Origin of the sequence: Haloarcula amylolytica, from assembly GCF_049705545.1 — an archaeon.
Lineage (GTDB): Archaea > Halobacteriota > Halobacteria > Halobacteriales > Haloarculaceae > Haloarcula > Haloarcula amylolytica_B.
In genome coordinates this window covers 190,442-207,859 of sequence record NZ_JBNAMU010000002.1, presented here as the reverse complement: position 1 = coordinate 207,859, position 17,418 = coordinate 190,442, and the positions used below count along the sequence as shown (strand labels likewise).

Genomic DNA, 17,418 nt, shown 5'->3' with positions numbered 1-17,418 from the left:
GGCCGGTCACGCTCGACCCTACTGTGGCAAAACACGACGCGGCTTTATCCAGGGCCGTGTAAGTACTTCACAAGAACCACTGCCCAGCCCGGGTTTGATCTCGGGCCGCTGTGGGCTTCCCACAGGACCAGATACCATATGATTTTGCCAGTCTCGTGGACGATTGTCGCGATAGTGACGGGTATCGTCATCGTCGCCGGGGCGACAAACGGGCTTGCTGGCTTCGGCTTCGCTGTTGTCGGGACGATGGCGCTTGCGACAATTATCGACCCAGCGACTGCCGTCGTGTTCATGATTCTCCCCATCCTCGCAGTCAACGTTTCACTGGTTCGGGACCTCTCACAGCGTGAGCTTCGCACCTGTAGCCAGCGGTTCGGACCCCTGATCGTTGCGGCGCTGGTCGGGACTGTTGTCGGGATGGCTGTACTCGACAGGCTCCCGGAAGCGCCACTCCGTGTCGGACTCGGTCTGCTGACCCTGGGGTTTGTGGCGACTGCACAGCAGCGGATGCCGCTTCCCGGATGGGTGTCGGTGGGCAGCAGTGACTTCGGGAAGACACCACTGGCGATGGTCGGCATCGGTGGCGTTTCGGGGGCGCTGTTCGGCGGAACGAACGTCGGCGTCCAGCTCGTCGCGTATCTCCGGAGCTTCGACCTCTCGCACAGCCTGTTCGTCGGTGTCGTCGCGCTGGTGTTTCTGGGGCTCAGCATCACGCGGGTCGCCTTTGCCGCCGTTTTCGGGCTGTACCCCAGCGCGGCTGTCGCCGGAGCGTCCGTCCTTGCGACCGTGCCGGCCGTTGCCGGTGTCGCAGTCGGGAAGCAACTCAGGACCGCTGTCAGTGACCGTGCTCGTCGCGCCGCCGTTTTGACATTACTATCGATTATCGGTCTTAGACTGATCGGCGGTGGCCTTGGTATCGCGTAAGAGTGGGAAATTGTTGCCTCCATCTCTGACACATACCGAACGCGTGAGAGTCAGTATTACGCAGTATCCAGCCGTCTATCGGCTGCTTTGTCGAAAGTAGCGTATCACCGAAACGCAGTGGATTTGCCAGGGTTGCATCTTATATTAGGCTAAAGAACGTAGCCGGGCCAATGAAAAATGCGTCTACGACGCTTTCTCGACGGCAGTACTTGGCGGGAGCCGGGACGGTTGCGACGCTCGGTCTCGGTGGCTGTCTCGGCCTCGGTGGCAGCGATGAGATAACCGTCGCGTATATGCCGATCTTCCCGGATCTCCAGTGGTTCGTGATGGAAGAACAGGGGTATCTGGACGAGATTGACGCGACCATCGACGGTCGGGAGTTCACTGACGGACCGGCCATCGTCCAGGCCTACGGCAGCGGCGAACTGGACGTGGCGATGTTCGGCATCGTCCCGTCGATGATCGTCATCGACAGGGGGCTCCCGGCGAAGGTGACGGCGGCAAACATCAAGGAGCCGATGGCGATTATGGTCCATGACGACCTCCAGTCGCTCTGGGACGAGCACGGCAGCGATGCGTTCGCAGTCTGGGAAGAAGAGCGGGGCCAGAAGTTCCGATTCGGAACCTTCCCGCAGGGGTCCGTGCCGGATGTGCTGCTTCGGTACTGGCTCCAGCAAGAGGGCGTTGACGAGTCGACCGTTGAGATTATCGAAATCAGCGGCGCAAACGCGGTGTGGCAGGCCATCGCCAACGGCGAAGTCGACGGCTCCTCTATCATGGAACCGGTCCCGACCCGCGCCGCACAGGAAGACGTGCCCGTTCGGACGTTCAGAACTGCCGCCGAGGTGATGCCCGGCCAACCGGCCGCAGTGACACTGATGAGCGACGAAGTCCGCGACTCGGACGTTTCATCACAGTTCCTCGAACAGCACGTCCGTGCGACGGAGTTCATCCGGAACAACACCGAAGCGACGGCCGATATCGTCGAATCCGGCATCGGGATGGCCGCCGACCAGGCACAGTCGGCGCTCGAAGGCCCTCTCTCGAATTTCGTCACCGACCCGCGCGAAATCGAGAACGGGACGGAGGTCTTCTCAGAGTTCGCCAACGAGAACGGCCAGATCGATGAACGGCTCTCGCTCGACCAGATCTTCGACTACAGCGTCTACGACAACCTATGATCGGGCGACACGGAGGGCAAGACGATGGCAGTTGACTTCGGTGAGGACGGCGAGTACGCCAGCGAGGTCGATTCGACGATGTTCGAAATCGACACACAGCGGGCGCTCCGCGGGAGCGCCGGTATCCTCGGGTTCCTCGTGCTCTGGTGGCTCGTGGCCCTGACCCAGCCGAGCTACATCCTCCCGACGCCAGCGGCTGTCGCGGAGACGTTCGTGGCCGAGGCTGCGTCCGGCGACATGGCGGTTGCACTCCTCAGCAGTATCATCCACTGGCTTCCCGGCGCGGTCGTCGGGACCGGACTCGGTGTCGCTGCGGGGATCGCGCTCGGCTGGAGCCCGTATCTCGACGACATCTCCGCCCCCGTCGTGCGCCTCCTCCGACCGGTGCCGCCGCTTGCGCTTATTGGCTTCGCGATTGCCTGGCTGGGGATCAACCACGCCGGGGCCGCGTTCATCATCGCCATCGGCGCGTTCTGGATCAACTTCTACGGCGCCTACGGCGGTGTCGAGGGCGTCTCGGACGACCTGCTGGACGTCGCCCGGAGCCTCGGCGTCCAGGGCGACGTGGAACTCATCAGGTCGGTCGTCATTCCTGCGTCGCTCCCGGAGATCATGACCGGCATCCGGACGGGCATCGGTCGCTGCTGGATGCTCGTCGTCGCCTCCGAGATCTTCGGCGTCGCCGGCATCGGCCGCGAGATCCTCCGGGCCTCGAACAACCTCCGGGTCGATGTCGTCATCACTTACATCCTCGTGTTGAGTGCGATGTTCCTGCTCGTCGACACCGCCTTTAGGGCTGTCCAACGGAGGGCGCTCGCGTGGCGATGACCGACGAAACGACGCAACCGCGGGTCCGCGTCGACGGTATCGGCCGGCGGTACGACACGCCACAGGGCGGCGTCCAGGCGCTACAGGACGTCACGTTCGACGTCGCTGCCGGTGAGTTCGTCTGCATCGTCGGCCCCTCCGGAAGCGGGAAGACGACGCTGTTTCGCATCATCGCGGGGCTCGAACCCGCAACGGCAGGGACAGTGTATCTCGCCGGCGATCCGGTGGAGGGCCCCGGGCCGGAGCTCGGGCTCGTGTTTCAGGAGTACCACCTGTTCCCCTGGCGCACCGTCTCTGGCAACGTCGGGTTCGGGCTGGAGAAACAGGGCGTCGACAGCGAGCGGCGACAGCGGCGGGTCCGTGAGTTGCTCGAACTGGTCGGTCTGGACGGGTTCGCGGACAGCTATCCCCGCGACCTCTCCGGCGGAATGAAACAGCGGGTCGCACTCGCCCGTGCACTGGCTATGGACCCCGACCTCCTCCTGATGGACGAACCGTTCGGGGCTGTGGACGCCCAGACCAAGCGAATGCTACAGGACGAACTGCTCGAAATCTGGTCGGAGACGGAGAAGACGATCCTCTTTGTCACCCACGACGTGGAGGAAGCGGTCAAACTCGCGGACAGAGTCATCGTCATGGGGACGGAGCCGGGCCACATCCGAGAGGTCGTCGACGTCGACATGGACCGGCCGCGGTCCCGGTCCGACACTGCGTTCGGAGACTACTACGAGCGCATCCTCGACCTCATTCAATCGTGAGCGAAGTACTGGGAACGGCAGATCATCGATAGCCAGTAGCCCACGCAGTTACCCCTACCTCACTCAACCATTAGTACCGCAGCGACACGAAGGCCTGTATGACTGACCCGTTCGTAGTCATCGGCGGCGACGCAGCCGGACTGAGCGCCGCGAGCAAGTTCGCCCGCGAGGCACCGGGCCGCGACGTGATCGTCTTCGAAAAAGGCGAGTGGGTGTCATATGCCCACTGCGGGACGCCCTACTACGTGAAGGGGACTGTCGAGCGGTTGACGGACCTCCTCTCGCTGTCGCCCGAGCAGGCGGCCGAGCGGGGGATCGACCTCCGCCGGAACCACGAGGTCGTCGGCGTGGACACCGACGCAGAAACGGTCACCGTCGCTCATCACGGCGAGACGTTCAGCCAGCCATACGGCGACCTGCTGATCGCGACGGGTGCACACGCGGTGACTGGGCCGATACCGGGGGCGGAACTCGACGGCGCGTTCACGATGCACGGGCTCGATTCGGCCGCCGCAGTCCGTGCTGCTCTGTCCGAGGAGGGCGACTCCGCCGTCGACACGAGTATCGAATACGTCGATACGGCGCTCGTCGAGAAGTACACCGACTGGGAGCCCCCGGAACGAGTCGCTATCATCGGCGGCGGCTACGTCGGCGTGGAAATGGCCGAGGCGTTCCGGGCCCACGACGTCGAGACGCACCTCTTCCAGCGGTCGGGCCACCTCTTGCCGCCGTTCGGCGAGGCGGTCGGCGAGCGCGTCGCCGACCACCTCCGGAGTCAGGGCGTGACACTGCATCTGGATACCGCCGTCGAGGAACTCGTCGGCGACGAAGACGGGCGCGTCGCGTCGGTTGCCCACGACGGCGGGAGGAACGACGTAGACCTCGCGCTGGTCGGTATCGGAATCAGTCCGAACACGAGCCTCGTCACGGATACGTCGGTGGAACTCGGGGCCTCCGGCGCGATAGCGGTCGACGAGTACGGGGCGACGAGCGTCGATAGCGTCTACGCCGCCGGGGACTGCGCCGAGGACAGCCACACCGTGACCGGCAACCCTGACTGGGTACCGCTGGGACTGACCGCGAACCGGGCCGGTCGCGCAATCGGCCAGACCGTCGCCGGCGATCCTTCGCTCGTCGGAAAGATCGCCGGGACAGCCGTCGTCAAAGCGTTCGATCTCGAATGCGGTCGCGTCGGCCTCCTTGACCACGAGCAGGCCAGCACCGCCGGCTTCGACCCGGTGTCGGAGACAGTCACGGCCGGCTCCCGGTCGGGGTACTACCCCGGCGGCGACGACACCGACGTGACGCTCGTCGCCGACCGAAAGAGCGGTCGCCTGCTGGGCGGCGCAATCGTCGGGGCAGACCGGGCGGCGATACGTATCGACACGCTCGCGACAGCCATCGAGGCAGACATGACCATCGACGAACTCGAACGGCTGGACCTGGCGTACGCACCGCCGTTCAGCCCCGTCTGGGACCCGGTGCTGGTCGCCGCCAAAGTGCTCAACGGACAGCTTGACTGATACGGACTGGTGTGACTGTGTCCCAAACGTAGCGGTCGTGCCATCAGTACCGATATGATGCCCGCCCATCTGACGCTGAACAGGGTCGTCGGCTATGCCTTCCGGGACGCCGGTCGTAGCTGTCTTCCTCCGTGCAGTCTCCCTCGGCTTCGGACGCTCTGTTCGCGAGGGGCCTCAGCGAACGCCGAGGACTGCCCCGCAGCCCTTGCACCGCCAGACGTCGCGGAGCCCCGTTCCGATCCGAATCTGCGGCGGACCCTCGTCAGTCTCTTCGACCTCCATCTCGGGGACTTCCTCGTGCTCAACCTCGTCTACGGTTTCGAAAAACCTGTCACAATTCTCACAGCGTGGCATGCCTATTGGTACCACTACGCGTGTGATAAATTGCTAGTAACCCTCCACTCACCCGGTTCCGGTTCTTCAGAGCCACATGGTGACGTAATCGGGAGCGAGGAAACGGGGAGTGCGGACTGAACGGCCGGGATTACACAGTTCGGAGCGTCACAGTCGCTTCACACCACTGGCAACAGCGAGGTACAGTGGCAAGGCGAGTAAGAGAACCATGCCGATCAACCCCCAATCAGTGAGTCCGAGCGGGACCGTTCCGAAGTAGCCGTTGAGGGGGGTGTACAGCACAGCGAGCTGCAGGAGTATCGACCCACCCACTGCGAACGCAAGCCAACGATTCGACAGTGTCGGTGTCTCTCGGAGCCAGCGGATCACGTACAGCTTCTCGAATTCGAGGAACACGAACCCGGTGAATACCATCGTCATCGCGTACGGAGTGACTGCGGGTGCACCGGCAAGCGTGACCAGCAACAATCCGAGCATTACAACTGTCGATATGACCCCTGTTCCCCCGATGAGTGCGAGCATATCGCGGTCAACGATACCGCGATTCGGGTCTCTGGGCGGTCGCTGCATCACGTCACCACTTTTGGGGTCGGTCCCGAGCGCAAGTGCTGGCAGACCGTCGGTCAGTAGATTGATCCACAGCAACTGGACTGCCGGCAGGACGAGGTAGCCAAAGAGCGAGGCGATAAAGACGATGGCAACTTCGGCCACGTTGGCACTCAACAGGTAGCCGACGAACTTCCAGACGTTGTCAAAGATCGCCCGCCCGCGCTCGATTGCCCGTTCGATTGTCGCGTAGTTATCGTCCAACAAAATAACATCGCTGGCCTGTTTGGCCACGTCAGTCCCGCGGACGCCCATCGCGACACCGATGTCGGCGTTCTTCAGCGCTGGTGCGTCGTTGACCCCGTCGCCTGTCATGGCGACGGTGTGACCGTTCGCCTGCAGCGCCTGCAAGATCCGGACCTTGTGCTCCGGAGACGTGCGTGCGAACACGTCGACTGTCTCGACGCGGTCGCGGAGCGCTTCTTCGGAGCATTCCTCGACGTCGCGGCCTTCCATCACGCGCTGCCCCAGGCCGAGTTCTCCGGCGATGGCCGCGGCGGTCCGGACGTTGTCGCCGGTCACCATCTTCACGGCAACGCCTGCACGCTCAGTCGCCGCAACCGCTTCGGCGACCTCCTCTCGGGCCGGGTCGATCATGCCGACCAGCCCGGCGAAGACCAGGTCGTCACTGACATCGTCGGCATCGCCAGTGGTGGCGTCACGTTCTACGACAGTGGTATCTTCCGTGTACGCCACTGCGAGCACCCTGAGCGCGTCGTCAGCGAACGCGCCGACCTGCTCCCTGATCTGCTCGGCTCTGTCTGGCGTCAGGTCCGTTGGTCCGGCATCGGTGAGGACGCGAGAGCACTTCGAGAGGATTACTTCAGGCGCGCCTTTTACGTAGACCCCGTCATCGTGAACAGTACCCATCCACTTGCGCTCCGACGAGAACGGGATCTCGTCCGTTCTGGGATGCTCTTCGCGGAGGCGTTCCACATCGATTCCGCACTCGTCAGCCGCCATGACGATAGCCTGCTCCGTCGGGTCGCCCTCTTCGAGGGTCGCATCGCTACACAGTGTCCCTGCGCGGAGCACCGTAGTAACGCGATCAGACAGGGCTTCCCCGTCCATCTCGTCACTGTCGACAACAGCGTCGTTGACCCAGATCCGACTGACTGACATTCGTCCCTCGGTCAGCGTCCCGGTCTTGTCTGTGCAGATGACATCGACGGAGCCCAGTGCCTCGACTGCGGGCAAGCGCCGCACGAGAGCGTTCTCGTCAGCCATTTTCCGGACACCGAGGGCCAGCGTTAGCGTCACCACCGCTGGGAGTCCCTCGGGAACCGCGGCCACAGCGAGCGAAATAGCGGTGAGTGCCGCCTGGACCAGTTCGGTCCCCCGGATGACTAAGAGTGGAACCACGAGTCCAGCGAGCACCACCACGCCGACGCCGAGCGTCCGGCCTAACGTGTCGAGTTCGGTCTGCAGTGGTGTGTCGGTTTCCTCCGTTCCTGCGAGCTGGCGGGCGATGGCCCCGACCTCGGTATCCATCCCGGTCGCCGTGAGAACGGCAACGCCCGACCCGCGCGTGACGTTCGTGCCCTTGTACACCATCGGTTCTCGCTCCGCAAGCGGCGCGTCGGCGCCGACTGGGTCGGTTCCCTTCGAGACCGGCGTACTCTCCCCAGTGAGCGCTGCTTCGTCGATCTCCAGGGCCCCACAGTCAATCAGCCGACCGTCGGCTGGAACGACGTCGCCGCTCTCCAGTTCGATGACGTCACCCGGGACGAGTTCGGTCGCGTCGACCTCGACGGGCTGTCCGTCGCGTCGGACTGTCGCAGTTGGTGCGGTCAGTTCCCGCAAGGATTCGAGTGTTCCTTCTGCACGGTAGTCCTGAACGAAGCCGAACAGGCCGTTGCCGACGACAATCACGGCTATCAGTACTGCGTCGACAGCGTGTCCCGCCCACACGGACAGTGCCGCCGCCGCAACGAGCACCCAGATAAGGGCACTATCGAACTGGGCGACAACGATGTCGAATGGTGTTCGTTTGCTTCCCTGCGTGATTTCGTTCTCGCCATGTCTGTCGCGACGAGTTCGGGCTTCTGCTGCCGATAGCCCATCAGGCTCACTGTCAAGCGCCGAAAGAACGTCGGCAGTCGGTTGTGTGTGGGCCGGTTCGGACATGGAGTGGTGATTTACCGCTATGTTGATATGAGTTCGCCTCGTCATCAAAACGGTTCTTGTTTGCGACGCCGATTTTACCGGTAGAGTTGCGTGTGGGACTCGGTCCTGACGCGTCGGCGGCGGGCATGTCACACCAGCCTTCGATCTGGTAGTTGGGAACTAAGTCCGCGAGAATGATCGGATCACGTCGCTATTTGGAACGTCCTCGAAAACAACAACTCGTCTAGTTCGGGTCTCACTGATGACCGGATGCTGCGAGGAACCGTATCGAGTTAGGCTTCAGTCCGCCCAGTTAGTTCATCCGGTACGAGGCGATAGAACTCGAAACTCACTTCACGGAGAGGGTGTTCGAAGATGTCAACAATAGGCATGTCAACGTGTTCGAGCCCTTCCAGCGTGTCCGTCTCGATCCCCTTCTGTTCGACATCTTCGAGCCGACCGTTCGCGACCGCGCTTTGCCATCCCGAATCCGTCTCGTCATAGGTCACGAACGTGGCCGGGCGGTCATCGAGTTCACCCTTCGACCGCTCTGCACCGACAGCCAACCGGAAGTAGAAGGTACTGGTCGGCGCGTCGTACCCGTATGAAACAGGAACTGAGTGCGGCGGAGCGTCGCCAGCAGCGAGCGAGAGGACGCCAGTCCCGCCGTTGTCCAGAAACGCGTCCCGTTCCTCGTCCGTCATCGTGACAGGGTTGTCCGCAGTCATAGTTACTGTCACGACAGGAATAGCAATAAGTGCATGGTCGCCCTTGACTGCTGCCTCGCTGGAGACACAGCGAACTGGAACACACTCAAACGCAGACAGGTATTGAAAGCCTTCCGTGCCTTCAAGATTCGTCAATACGCTGGTCCCGGGCGTTGACTGCCAGGACAGGCATATCAGCGTGTCTAATGATCCGTTCTGTCGTGCTTCCCATGAGGAACCGATTGAGTCCGGTCCGACCGGTCGTCCCCATCGCGATCATATCGATATCGTTCTCCGCAGCGTAATCGAGAATATCTGTCGCCGGGGACCCGGTTACGACCTGTGTAACGGCTTCTACTCCGGACTCGCGTGCTCGCATTGCTATCCGTTCGGTCTCTTTCTCACCTTGCGATTCCAGTGAGTCGATCAGGTTTTTCGGCAGCGTGTATTCGGAGCCGGCTGCGACATCGCCGAGATTGACGACGTTCAGCGCGTGAACGCGGGCGTCGAACTGCGCCGCAATCTCGCAGGCGGGCTCGACTGCGGCCGCTGCCGGTGCGCTTCCGTCTGTCGGGACGAGGATATCGTCGTAGGGAGCGGTGTCGCGACTGCGGTCGGTTGCACGGACGGTGAGAACAGGGACATCAGCCTGCCGGACGACGCTCTCTGTCACGCTCCCGGCGAGATACCGTCCGACACCTGTGCGGCCGTGCGTTCCCATTGCAATCAGGTCCACATCGTGGTCGTCGCGGTATGTGCGTATCTCGTCGGCGGGGGCTCCCTCGCGGATGGTCGTCTGTATCTCTCCAGAGACGTCGATAGCGTCCGTGATGGCGGTGATTGTTTCTTCGGCGTCGGCCGTCATGCGGTCGAGTGTCTCGTCTTCGAGATCGTCGCCGCTAAACGGGCCGCCTGCCGTCCGGGTGTCTATGACAGCCAAGACGTGCAGGCTCGCGCCGAATGCGCGGGCCAGGGCCGCTCCGTGTTCAGCGGCCCGGGTCGCGTGTTCGCTGCCGTCGGTCGGGACCAGGATTGAATCGAACATTGTTGTGTTTTCGACTCGTTGCTGTCAGTAAATAAACCACAGTCACGATTCTCGCGATATTAGAACTCCGACGGCGGCACCGACCATCTCGACTGCGTCGCCACCGGTCCTCATCAGTCTGCGACCCCGAGTATGAGGGGGGAGCGTAACAATCGTACAGGCATTACCAGTCTATGTTGGGAAGATGCCCAATTGAAAACAAGTCGTGGGAACCGCTACTGGGAACCCCTTCGGGCCTTCAGCAGACTACTGTGGCCCACCGCCGGTTTGAGCCTCTTCCGCCTCGCCCCAGCCGCCGGCGTCAACTATTCCGAACAGTTCACGCCAGTTTTCGTCGTCCTCGCTTTCGGGGAGTTGGCCCCGAAAATCCTGAAAATCGGCGTCTGGAACCACCGTACGCATCAGGTCTACAACGACGCGTGCGTGGTACGCTGCGTCCGATGGCTCGGTACCCTCTATTTCGGCGACACGGTCGACGAACTCCGTCCAGTCGAACCGCTGGCCATGGTCGTCGACCGCACCGGTCATGTACCACTTGATCTCCATCGGGAGAGAGGCAGCGAAGTCCTCGGCGTTCTCTTCCGGGATGCGCTGTCCCAGGGGGAGCAGTGTCGCACGAATCGTACGGACGGCCTCACCGGTACCGGGTAGTTCAAGCCTGTGCTGTATCTCGCCGGTGAACTCATCGAAGTCCATGTATTTGTGTTGGCAGTGTAACAGTATAGAGCCCCGTGAGACTTCTCATCTGCTGAAAATCAGCCGGCAGACCTACTACTGGCCGACGAGTAACGAGCGATTTCGGAGATGAGACAGTATCAGGACTCCCCGTGAAAACCCCGCTCTACTTTTTTTAGCTTGGGGGTGCATTCGTGATACGTAACTGGATGATCAGACGCGACCTATGACAATCGACCAATTAGAAGAGTATGGACTTGAACAGATGGACGACGAAGAGATTCGGGAATTCCTCTCCGCACACTCGACCGGGGTCCTGGGGCTTCCGACGACGGATGTCCCCTATCTGCTGCCGCTATCGTACGGCTTTGATGACGGAGCCTGCCTCTATTTCACATATCTCCTCGGCGAATCGAGTCAGAAAGCGGAGCTGACTGAGCGGGCCGGCCGCGGCCGGTTCCTCGTTTACGAGATAGACACTGCGTTTGAGTGGCAGAGCGTGATGCTTGCTGGCGATATCAGCAGTGTGCCGGAGGACGAATGGTCGGATATCACGGCGATGACTCAGAACGCCTGGCGACCCAACACGCTCCAGACGGCCACCACCTCCGGCGGGGTCGCACTCTACGAGTTCGAGATAACGGACCTGGCCGGGATCCGGCAAACCGGATTGGCACCCGACTTTCGGGAGAACATCGAGCCGTGACTGCCGCCGGCTTGTGACGGAAAAAGACGCTCGTGTCCTTGAAGAGCAGATAGACGCCACTTATCAATCTGTCTGCGGATCTGTAGATGCTCGTTCGTCCGGCATATGACAATAGATTATTACTGCTTGAGAATGGTAGGCGGGTTGAAATAGGTACCGAGCCTTTCCGCTAGTATGTACGACACAATCGTGGTTGCGACCGACGGTAGTGCCGATGCAAACCGCGCAGCGACACACGCGCTTGAACAGGCTGAGCAACACGATGCCGAGCTTCACGCCGTCTTTGTTGTCGATACGGATCGACACGCCGAGCCTGCCTTGAGCAGTATGGAACTGGAAACCATCGAAGTCGAAGAATGGGGGAACGACGAACTCACGGAAATCGCTGAGAGAGGTGACGGACTCGGCGTCGAGGTCACCACTCGATGCTGCCATGGGAAGCCGTATGTCGAGATCATCAGCTACGCCGACGAAGTCGACGCCGATCTGATCGTGCTCGGGTACCACGGCCACTCCCACACCGAGACCGACCAGATCGGAAGTGTGACCGACCGGGTCGTGCAGAACGCGGGACGGCCGGTTCTCGTGGCTACCTAAGCTGGGTACACAGATACCCGGTCGGACGGCTGGTCACCGACAGAACCGTGCCGGGCTCGAACCTTGATCCGAATTCAGGCGCGAAAGCGACTGCTACCGAAACCGATTCCAGTGCCACCGCCCGTAACGTGACCTGAGAGATGTTCCAACCCACGGCTGATTGGATCGGACCTGGTCAAACGGTAATGTTGATCGCCGTGCTGGGTCTCTCTACGCTTGGAACCCTGGCGTTGTTTTTCGTCGCAGCAGTCAGTACATCTCGACGCCGGTCACGTCCGTACGTTCTATTGACGGTCGCTATCGGGCTGTTAGTTCTTCGGTCCGTGGTCGGCCTTGGGACCGTACTCGGTGCCGTCCCGATGGTGGCGCACCATCTCATCGAACACGGATTCGACTTCCTCATCGCGCTGCTGGTGCTGAGTGCGATCTACTCTGTTGCGCCACCGAGTGTCCCCGACTGACCCGTGTTTCGACGGTCGCACCATGAACCATTTGGTGTCGCTCAGCGTAGCATCTAGTATGTCTGAACACGCAACAGGCCTCACACGACGGTGCTTCCTGGCCGGGACTGGGACTGTGGCAGTCGTATCACTCTCGGGTTGTCTGGGAACCAGTGAGGAGATGGAACCGGTCACCATCGAGAGCGGACAGAACTGTGACCAGTGCGGGATGGTCATCGACCAGCACCCGGGTCCAGTTGGGCAAACGTACTATCAGGACAACACGCCCGAGGGTCACGACCCGCCGGCACGGTTCTGCAGTACGGTCTGTACGTACCGGCACCGATTCGCCAAAGAACAGTCCGGGTGGACTCCTGCGGCGACGTTCCTTACGGACTACAGTGCAACCGACTACGAGATTCGGACCGACGGGGGCAAGACCATCATCTCTCGGCATCTAGAGGCCGAAGCGTTCGCTTCGGCGGGGCAACTCACCGTCGTCGCGAACTCGGACGTAGAGGGGGCAATGGGGACCGCTATCGTCCCGTTCAGCGACAGCGCGGACGCCGAGTCGTTTGCCGAGGAGTACGGCGGGCAGACCTTCCCCGCGGAGGATATATCGCGGGAACTGGTTGGCGGGATGTAGGCGAGTTCCCGCGCAGTGAGAACGTCCGATACCCTGTTGTCTCGGTGGGTCGAAAACTGCAGTGAAGACTATGTCCACGGTGACCCAGCAAGTGCGTTCCCATGTCGAGGCCAAACCGGGGGTCCATTTCAACGCGCTTGCGGCGGATCTCGATATTGCAACCGGTCAGGCACAGTATCACCTGCGGAAACTGCGTCGTGCCGGCGACGTGGTTGCCGAGGAAATCCAGGGCAAAACGCACTATTACAGCCAGGAGTACAGCCCCTGGGAGCGTCGTGTGCTCGCGTTTGCCCGGCGAGAGACTGCGCGGACGATACTCCTCCATCTGCTGGAGGCGGAGTCTCTGTCGGCAGACGAACTGGCCGACCGACTGGGAGTCGCCCGGAGTACCGTCTCCTGGCACGTTTCAGCGCTGGTCGAGGCAGAGATACTCGAGAAAACGTACGGCGAGCGGGGGCGTGTCATCGTGGCTCTGACCGACCCGGACGAGACACGGCGGCTGCTCGCGGCGGTCCGTCCATCGCTCACCGACCGCCTCGTCGACCGGTTCACGCGGTTGATCGACGAAGGGCTCGCGGCCGCGGCGGACGGCGACTGAAACCTTACTGTTGGCTGTAACTATTGCAAGATATTCGCGGTGGCGAAATTCGTTACACACGGACAGCCGGCAGTATCAGGCCGCATCTGTCGCAAGCATCGCCCCCACGAACGTCAGGACCCACCAGAACAGGAGCGAGAGGGCGGCAACCCACGTCGGGACGAACGCCGACCGGCCCGGAACAGCGACGTACAACACCTGATCGAACACGAGACCGCGGTACGCCCCCGCCGGAGTCAGGGCGAGCGCGCCGCCGAGTGTTCTCGTTGTGATACCGGTGTCCAGCGCTGCAAACACCGCAAGGTCGCTTCCGACGGTGAGGACAAGCAGCCCGGCGAGTGCGAGCACGAGCGCTCGGCCCCGGCTGCCGGCAAGCGCTGATAACAGGAATGCGATAGTCAGCGACGAGAGCGCGTACAGGACTGTCAGCGCGATAAACCGGATGAACAGGAACGGCGAGTCGACGCCGCGATGGCTCGCAAACACCGTTGTCTCCGGTCCCACGGTCGTCGCCACGTTGATACCCAGAGCTAGCAGCGGGACGGCGATGATGATGAGCAACAGTAGCGCGCGGCCCGCGTACACCCCACCGACGTACGACCACGTCGAAAGCGGGTAGGTGTCAAGGATGTCGAGTTCACCCCGGACGGCGGGATCGGCAATCGCACGGTAGCCGACTGCGAAGGCGAGCGTCGGCACGAGTACTTCGACGGCGACGAGCGTATCGACGACGGTGGGGACGTAGCCGCCAGCCGGACCGCCCCCGGCATGGGCGAGGCCGAACAGGACAATCCCCGTGACCAACCCGAGCGCGAGATAGGTACGTGTCCTGACTGCGCTCCGGACCTCTCGCACGAAGACCGTCCAGAACCGGTTTACGTCGGTCATGACTGTTCGCCCCCCGGAGCGGCGATAGCGGCTTTTTCTTGTTCCAGAAGTGCTGTGAACGTCTCGTGGAGCGGCCCGCCGGTCTGTTCCCGAAGAGAGTCGACCGACCCGGTCCGCACGAGGCGGCCGGATTCGAGCACTGCCAGTCGGTCGGCCGTTTCCTCGACTAACGGCAGTTCGTGCGAGCAGAGAACCACGGCGCGACCGGCGTCGGCAATCGATTCAATGATGTCGAATATCAGTCGGCTCATTGCCGGATCGAGACCGCTTGCCGGTTCGTCGAGCATCACTATCGGCGGGTCACCGGCCAGTGCCTGTGCGATTCCCAGGAGACGTGTCATTCCCCCGGAGAGCCCTGATACGGGACGGTCGGCTACTTCTTCGAGGCCGACGCGTTCCAGGAGTCGGTCCGGGTCGTCGTCGACGAGGTCCGCGTAGAACGCGGCAGTCTCCCGGACGCTAAACCCGGGCCGGAAAGTCGGCCGCTGTGGCAGGTAGCCCAGTTGGCGTTCGGCCTCAGGCCCGTCGTACGAGACGGTGCCGCTGGTGGGCCGCTCGACCCCAAGAAGCACGCGCAGGAGCGTCGTTTTCCCGGACCCGTTCGGGCCGATGAACCCGGTCACCGCGTCGGACGGCACGTCGAGGGACACCTCCGAGACGGCTGTCACATCGCCGTACTTCTTCGTGACCTCGTCCGCCGTGAGGTACGTCTCGCCAGTCATGCTGCCCCCTCAATAGATGTCTCGTTTCGAAGGCGCTCGACAGTCTCGGGATTAGCAGGGTCGGTTAGGGGGGCCCTGTCGACAATGCTTCCCCGGCGAAAGCCGGGCGTGGTTCCGCGGAGCGCCCGGAGACCCCGGACACTCGGTGCCGATCTGAGAACGACCGCAGCGTCGGTCTGGTGGAGCCGGCGGTCGACGGAATCGGTGGGCGAGTATGGCTGGGCCAACACGGGGCCACCTCCCCCTGTGAGGTCGTACGCACCGCTCCAGTAGTTCCCCCTGCCTTCGTGAGTATACACGCGTAGCGGCCCCGGTCCCGAGACAGCGTGGCGGTCGTTCGCGATGAAATCGTTCTCGGTGACGATGTTCGACGGGACGACTGTCGACGCTCGCACACCGATGTCATTCCCGTAGAGTACGTTGTGCTCGTACAGGGACCGGTCGGCATTTGTCGACATCGCTTGCGTAGTGTCGACTACCACGTTGTGCGCAATATAGCTCCGGGACCCGGCTAACATGACGCCACTGCCGGAGTGGCGCACGTCGTTCCCGACGATGGCGTTTGCCACGGGGTTCGTCATGACGACGACACCGGCGTACTCCTGTCCCCGAGCGATATTGTCCGCAACAAGCGACCGGGAGGTGTACATCAGGTGGACGCCGAAGCGGTTGTTCCTGAACGTATTGTTCCGGATAGCGGTCCCGTCTGCCCGGTGGAGGTACACGCCGTCGCGCCCGCCGTTGAAGACCGACTCCTGTACGACGATCGGCCCGTGCATCCCGATGACGCCCATGAACCCGTCTTGCCAGGATGCTGACCCATTGACCGTGACGTTCTCGACGACCGCACCGGGTGTCCGCCGCAGAACGACGCCGCTGGCGGGCGTCTCGACGCTGAGGTTCGCGACGTACAGTCCGGACGCGTTCCGACCGGTAACGGCAGCGTCGCTGTTGCCGTAGGCGGTCGTCACGGTTGCGTCCCAGGCGCTATCGCTGGCGTTCGTCGGGTCGCCGACCGTCGTGTTTCCGACGCCGACGATGTCGAACCCGGTGACGCCGACCCGGTCGGCGGTCACTGTCACGACAGTTCCGTTCCCGCCACCGTCAAGCGTCGCTCCGGGACCGCTGAGGGTGAGTGGCTTGTCTATCGTCACCTGTTCGTCGTAGGTGCCAGCCGGGACAACGACCGTCGTGTTCGGCGGTGCCGCATCGACAGCTGCCTGGATCGTCGGCGCATCGGTTCCAACTTCGACCGAGACAGGTCTATTTCGACGCTGTCGTGCCGCCTGTACGGTGGCATCGGCATCACTTCGCCGAGGGCCGACCTGTTTTCTGACCGCTGCCGCCTGTTCGAGATCGAACGAGCGGGTCTTGAGGGTCTCCCAGTCGATGATTCGTCCGCCGCATGTATCGGCGAACGCCGCGGCGTCGTCCCGGTCGGCGAACGGCACAACCGCCGGCCCGGACGGGACTCTCGTCGACCCGTCGACGACGTAGTGGGCCTGATTTGCTTCGACCCAGTCCGGCGGTGTGGCGGTCCGGAGATAGCCGTCGTCACCGCACCTGACCGGCCTGTCACTGTAATCGGAAACGTACACCGCGAGTGGATAGCCGAACTGCTGTTCGTGCCCCGGTTCCGTGAGCGCTGTCACAGCCTGGTCGAGACCGACGTAGCCGATGACGTAGCGATACTGTGAGTAAAAGACTTCGGCGTGCGGGACGCTGATGCTCCGATTCCGAGCGATCTGCTCGTCGGCCATCGTAATCCCGCGTTGCACGGTGTTATCGAACGGTACGGGTTCCGGGCGGGCACTGGTTGTATCGACAGCAAACGACGCAGCGAAAACCAGTGTGCTGAGAACTACCGCAAGTAGGGCGAAGACTTGCACGGTCGTCAGGGCTGGTCGCATCTACTGACGCTACGAGCGACACCCCATTACAGTATGTGGTGTGCCTCTCGAAACTGACGGCGCACCCGCAAGCAGGGTCGGCCGCGACAGCCGGAAAACAGGTCTGGAACCGTTTTATAACTGAAGTTATTCACACACTAATAAACCCACCTACGTGTTACCGATTGGCTACTTGTATCTGCACTCCTTTCAATCAAGATAGAA

18 protein-coding genes are annotated in these 17,418 nt (G+C 62.3%); 10 read left to right on the top strand and 8 right to left on the bottom strand.

From position 1 onward, the window contains the following. Positions 1 to 138: 138 nt before the first annotated feature. The 5 genes from ACOZ4H_RS17640 to ACOZ4H_RS17620 all read left to right on the top strand — a co-directional run bounded on the left by ACOZ4H_RS17640 (position 139) and on the right by ACOZ4H_RS17620 (position 5,214). Entirely contained in the window at positions 139 to 924 is a 786-nt protein-coding gene (locus tag ACOZ4H_RS17640) for a TSUP family transporter (protein ID WP_424330576.1), read from the top strand. 170 nt (positions 925 to 1,094) lie between these two features. Beyond that, positions 1,095 to 2,105: an ABC transporter substrate-binding protein gene (locus ACOZ4H_RS17635; RefSeq protein ID WP_424330575.1), complete on the top strand. Its 1,011-nt coding sequence runs from the start codon at positions 1,095 to 1,097 to the stop codon at positions 2,103 to 2,105. A 78-nt stretch (positions 2,106 to 2,183) separates the two neighbouring features. Continuing rightward, positions 2,184 to 2,933, top strand: a complete 750-nt coding sequence (locus ACOZ4H_RS17630) for an ABC transporter permease (RefSeq protein WP_424330871.1) — start codon at positions 2,184 to 2,186, stop codon at positions 2,931 to 2,933. Then, positions 2,930 to 3,691 (top strand): ABC transporter ATP-binding protein, encoded by a 762-nt coding sequence (locus tag ACOZ4H_RS17625; RefSeq protein WP_424330574.1) that lies wholly within the window; start codon positions 2,930 to 2,932, stop codon positions 3,689 to 3,691. The genes ACOZ4H_RS17630 and ACOZ4H_RS17625 overlap by 4 nt, the downstream gene beginning before the upstream one ends. Before the next feature lie 98 nt (positions 3,692 to 3,789). After that, positions 3,790 to 5,214, top strand: a complete 1,425-nt coding sequence (locus ACOZ4H_RS17620) for an FAD-dependent oxidoreductase (RefSeq protein ID WP_424330573.1) — start codon at positions 3,790 to 3,792, stop codon at positions 5,212 to 5,214. Positions 5,215 to 5,388: 174 nt separating this feature from the next. On the opposite strand, the gene ACOZ4H_RS17615 is transcribed toward ACOZ4H_RS17620, so the two are convergent. The 5 genes from ACOZ4H_RS17615 to ACOZ4H_RS17595 form a co-directional block, all read right to left on the bottom strand. Next, positions 5,389 to 5,568 (bottom strand): hypothetical protein, encoded by a 180-nt coding sequence (locus tag ACOZ4H_RS17615; protein ID WP_424330572.1) that lies wholly within the window; start codon positions 5,566 to 5,568, stop codon positions 5,389 to 5,391. A 147-nt stretch (positions 5,569 to 5,715) separates the two neighbouring features. Beyond that, positions 5,716 to 8,301 carry a calcium-translocating P-type ATPase, PMCA-type gene (locus ACOZ4H_RS17610; RefSeq protein WP_424330571.1) on the bottom strand — a complete coding sequence of 862 codons (2,586 nt, stop codon included), beginning with the start codon at positions 8,299 to 8,301 and terminating at the stop codon, positions 5,716 to 5,718. Positions 8,302 to 8,573: 272 nt separating this feature from the next. Continuing rightward, positions 8,574 to 9,008, bottom strand: a complete 435-nt coding sequence (locus ACOZ4H_RS17605; RefSeq protein ID WP_424330570.1) for a pyridoxamine 5'-phosphate oxidase family protein — start codon at positions 9,006 to 9,008, stop codon at positions 8,574 to 8,576. 121 nt (positions 9,009 to 9,129) lie between these two features. After that, positions 9,130 to 10,032 carry a universal stress protein gene (locus tag ACOZ4H_RS17600; protein WP_424330569.1) on the bottom strand — a complete coding sequence of 301 codons (903 nt, stop codon included), beginning with the start codon at positions 10,030 to 10,032 and terminating at the stop codon, positions 9,130 to 9,132. Positions 10,033 to 10,278: 246 nt separating this feature from the next. Then, on the bottom strand, positions 10,279 to 10,728 hold the full coding sequence (locus ACOZ4H_RS17595; RefSeq protein ID WP_424330568.1) for a DUF2267 domain-containing protein: 450 nt from the start codon (positions 10,726 to 10,728) through the stop codon (positions 10,279 to 10,281). A 205-nt stretch (positions 10,729 to 10,933) separates the two neighbouring features. Between ACOZ4H_RS17595 and ACOZ4H_RS17590 the strand changes: the two genes are divergently transcribed. The 5 genes from ACOZ4H_RS17590 (at position 10,934) to ACOZ4H_RS17570 (ending at position 13,694) form a co-directional block, all read left to right on the top strand. Then, positions 10,934 to 11,413, top strand: coding sequence for a pyridoxamine 5'-phosphate oxidase family protein (locus ACOZ4H_RS17590; RefSeq protein ID WP_424330567.1), 480 nt, complete (start codon positions 10,934 to 10,936; stop codon positions 11,411 to 11,413). Between the two features lie 174 nt (positions 11,414 to 11,587). Beyond that, a complete protein-coding gene (locus ACOZ4H_RS17585; protein WP_424330566.1) occupies positions 11,588 to 12,010 on the top strand; it encodes a universal stress protein in 423 nt (140 codons plus the stop codon). Between the two features lie 185 nt (positions 12,011 to 12,195). Beyond that, positions 12,196 to 12,471 carry a DUF7471 family protein gene (locus tag ACOZ4H_RS17580; protein WP_424330565.1) on the top strand — a complete coding sequence of 92 codons (276 nt, stop codon included), beginning with the start codon at positions 12,196 to 12,198 and terminating at the stop codon, positions 12,469 to 12,471. Between the two features lie 58 nt (positions 12,472 to 12,529). Continuing rightward, positions 12,530 to 13,096, top strand: coding sequence for a nitrous oxide reductase accessory protein NosL (locus ACOZ4H_RS17575; RefSeq protein WP_424330564.1), 567 nt, complete (start codon positions 12,530 to 12,532; stop codon positions 13,094 to 13,096). Positions 13,097 to 13,166: 70 nt separating this feature from the next. Further along, positions 13,167 to 13,694, top strand: a complete 528-nt coding sequence (locus tag ACOZ4H_RS17570) for a winged helix-turn-helix transcriptional regulator (RefSeq protein ID WP_424330563.1) — start codon at positions 13,167 to 13,169, stop codon at positions 13,692 to 13,694. A gap of 75 nt (positions 13,695 to 13,769) precedes the next feature. Here the strand turns inward: ACOZ4H_RS17570 and ACOZ4H_RS17565 are convergent, their stop codons facing one another. From ACOZ4H_RS17565 to ACOZ4H_RS17555, 3 genes are read right to left on the bottom strand one after another with little or no spacing between them, the layout of a single operon-like run. Then, positions 13,770 to 14,582, bottom strand: coding sequence for an ABC transporter permease (locus ACOZ4H_RS17565; protein ID WP_424330562.1), 813 nt, complete (start codon positions 14,580 to 14,582; stop codon positions 13,770 to 13,772). Further along, entirely contained in the window at positions 14,579 to 15,304 is a 726-nt protein-coding gene (locus tag ACOZ4H_RS17560; protein ID WP_424330561.1) for an ABC transporter ATP-binding protein, read from the bottom strand. The genes ACOZ4H_RS17565 and ACOZ4H_RS17560 overlap by 4 nt, the downstream gene beginning before the upstream one ends. Continuing rightward, entirely contained in the window at positions 15,301 to 17,214 is a 1,914-nt protein-coding gene (locus tag ACOZ4H_RS17555) for a NosD domain-containing protein (RefSeq protein ID WP_424330560.1), read from the bottom strand. Before ACOZ4H_RS17555 ends, ACOZ4H_RS17560 begins: the two co-directional genes overlap by 4 nt. Between the last annotated feature and the right edge of the window lie 204 nt (positions 17,215 to 17,418).

Bases quoted from the DNA above. Each gene is read 5' to 3' on its own strand.
- ACOZ4H_RS17615 (WP_424330572.1), bottom strand. From the start codon at position 5,568: ATGCCACGCTGTGAGAATTGTGACAGGTTTTTCGAAACCGTAGACGAG.
- ACOZ4H_RS17575 (WP_424330564.1), top strand. From the start codon at position 12,530: ATGTCTGAACACGCAACAGGCCTCACACGACGGTGCTTCCTGGCCGGG.
- ACOZ4H_RS17580 (WP_424330565.1), top strand. From the start codon at position 12,196: ATGTTGATCGCCGTGCTGGGTCTCTCTACGCTTGGAACCCTGGCGTTG.
- ACOZ4H_RS17585 (WP_424330566.1), top strand. From the start codon at position 11,588: ATGTACGACACAATCGTGGTTGCGACCGACGGTAGTGCCGATGCAAAC.
- ACOZ4H_RS17590 (WP_424330567.1), top strand. From the start codon at position 10,934: ATGACAATCGACCAATTAGAAGAGTATGGACTTGAACAGATGGACGAC.
- ACOZ4H_RS17640 (WP_424330576.1), top strand. From the start codon at position 139: ATGATTTTGCCAGTCTCGTGGACGATTGTCGCGATAGTGACGGGTATC.
- ACOZ4H_RS17610 (WP_424330571.1), bottom strand. From the start codon at position 8,301: ATGTCCGAACCGGCCCACACACAACCGACTGCCGACGTTCTTTCGGCG.
- ACOZ4H_RS17605 (WP_424330570.1), bottom strand. From the start codon at position 9,008: ATGACTGCGGACAACCCTGTCACGATGACGGACGAGGAACGGGACGCG.
- ACOZ4H_RS17625 (WP_424330574.1), top strand. From the start codon at position 2,930: ATGACCGACGAAACGACGCAACCGCGGGTCCGCGTCGACGGTATCGGC.
- ACOZ4H_RS17620 (WP_424330573.1), top strand. From the start codon at position 3,790: ATGACTGACCCGTTCGTAGTCATCGGCGGCGACGCAGCCGGACTGAGC.
- ACOZ4H_RS17560 (WP_424330561.1), bottom strand. From the start codon at position 15,304: ATGACTGGCGAGACGTACCTCACGGCGGACGAGGTCACGAAGAAGTAC.
- ACOZ4H_RS17570 (WP_424330563.1), top strand. From the start codon at position 13,167: ATGTCCACGGTGACCCAGCAAGTGCGTTCCCATGTCGAGGCCAAACCG.
- ACOZ4H_RS17630 (WP_424330871.1), top strand. From the start codon at position 2,184: ATGTTCGAAATCGACACACAGCGGGCGCTCCGCGGGAGCGCCGGTATC.
- ACOZ4H_RS17595 (WP_424330568.1), bottom strand. From the start codon at position 10,728: ATGGACTTCGATGAGTTCACCGGCGAGATACAGCACAGGCTTGAACTA.
- ACOZ4H_RS17555 (WP_424330560.1), bottom strand. From the start codon at position 17,214: ATGCGACCAGCCCTGACGACCGTGCAAGTCTTCGCCCTACTTGCGGTA.
- ACOZ4H_RS17635 (WP_424330575.1), top strand. From the start codon at position 1,095: ATGAAAAATGCGTCTACGACGCTTTCTCGACGGCAGTACTTGGCGGGA.
- ACOZ4H_RS17565 (WP_424330562.1), bottom strand. From the start codon at position 14,582: ATGACCGACGTAAACCGGTTCTGGACGGTCTTCGTGCGAGAGGTCCGG.
- ACOZ4H_RS17600 (WP_424330569.1), bottom strand. From the start codon at position 10,032: ATGTTCGATTCAATCCTGGTCCCGACCGACGGCAGCGAACACGCGACC.